Origin of the sequence: Rahnella perminowiae, from assembly GCF_019049755.1 — a bacterium.
Lineage (GTDB): Bacteria > Pseudomonadota > Gammaproteobacteria > Enterobacterales > Enterobacteriaceae > Rahnella > Rahnella perminowiae.
Map to the genome: position 1 here is coordinate 1 of NZ_JAFMOS010000173.1, position 1379 is coordinate 1379.

Here is a 1379-nt window from a genome sequence, read left to right on the forward strand (position 1 = left end):
GAAAAACATTATCCACAGACCCAATACCGCAAAACATCCTCCGCCGAAGAAATCTCCCCCGCCGTAGGCCAGCATATTTTTTACCGATATCGGTCTTTCTTTATGATGATTAATCATACTACCCCTGCATTCCGTCACCGGATAAATAAGAGTCGTAAAAAGAAATGCGTCGTTTGTGCCCGCAGAAGTTCATAAATGAAGTATTCAGCGACATCGGCCACGTAAAATTAAGTAATGTATATCTACCATACAAGTATGCGAAACGGGTTTTATCGGACCAGATCACAAAAAGGAGAGCAGAATTCCTCTGTACTGCAAGACGGATCACAGTACAGAGAATGAACAATGAGAAGGGGGGATATCAGCCGAGCAGCTCACACTGAGGGGGTAAACGGCACTGAATGGCACCAGTCAACACCTCAATATGGAACTGTTTACCGGTCAGCGGTTCGCCGTCAAGGTTGAAGGTCATGTCGTGGGGCGCGGTGATGTCGAGCCATGGCAGGCTGACGGAAACGATATTTTTGTTTTCTTCATTATTGAGCAGGCTGCGCAGGAATGACGGCAGCAGCTCTTCTGACGTCAGAAGACGGAGCTGCAGCAGGCCGTCGTTGATCAATGCGTCCGGGCAAATCTGTTGTCCGCCACCGGCCTGGCGGCCATTACCGATGCCGATCACCAGCGCATCGCCTTCCCACTGAAAATCCGGGCCTGTGATTTCGCAGCGATCCGCTTTGAGCGTATCCAGACGTAAAAGCCCGTGGATGAAATACGAAACGCCACCCAGTGCCGCTTTCAGTTTTTCCGGAGTTTCTGTGGTGATGCGCGTCCCGAAGCCGCCGGTGGCCATATTGATAAAGAAATGCTGACTATTGACGCGTGCCAGATCGATAGCAACAGCGTTGCCTTTTACCGCCAGCTGTAGTGCCTGCTCAGGCACCGGGGGGATATTGCAGGCGGTAGCGAAATCGTTCGCCGTCCCCAGCGGCACAATTCCCAGCGCCGGCTTTACACCGTTGAGTTGCGCCAGCGCACCCGCCACTTCGTTAATTGTGCCATCACCGCCGCCGGCGATCACGGTTTCACAGCCAAGACCAACGGCTTCGGCGACATAACGAGCCGCATCACCCTGCTCCCAGGTGACCCGTACATGCAGTCTGACGCCTTCGTCACGCAGTGCGCTCACCGCCTCGCGCAGTTCTTCGATGGCGGCCCCTTTTCCGTTTAAAATCAGCAGTGCTGTGGTCATGTATGCTCCTTTTATCTATACATAACAACAATAGATGATTGTGACCGTATTTGGCTATCGGATAAATCAGTGAAGCGTTCTCTTTGGTATTAAATAATTTCAGTTAAAGTCATTCAATAAAATACTTATT

General features: G+C 51.1%; 1 protein-coding gene. It reads right to left on the bottom strand.

Translation table 11 applies throughout. From position 1 onward, the window contains the following. Nucleotides 1–361: 361 nt before the first annotated feature. Entirely contained in the window at nucleotides 362–1249 is an 888-nt protein-coding gene (gene yegS / locus J1785_RS00995) for a lipid kinase YegS (RefSeq protein ID WP_129952174.1), read from the bottom strand. Nucleotides 1250–1379 lie beyond the last annotated feature (130 nt).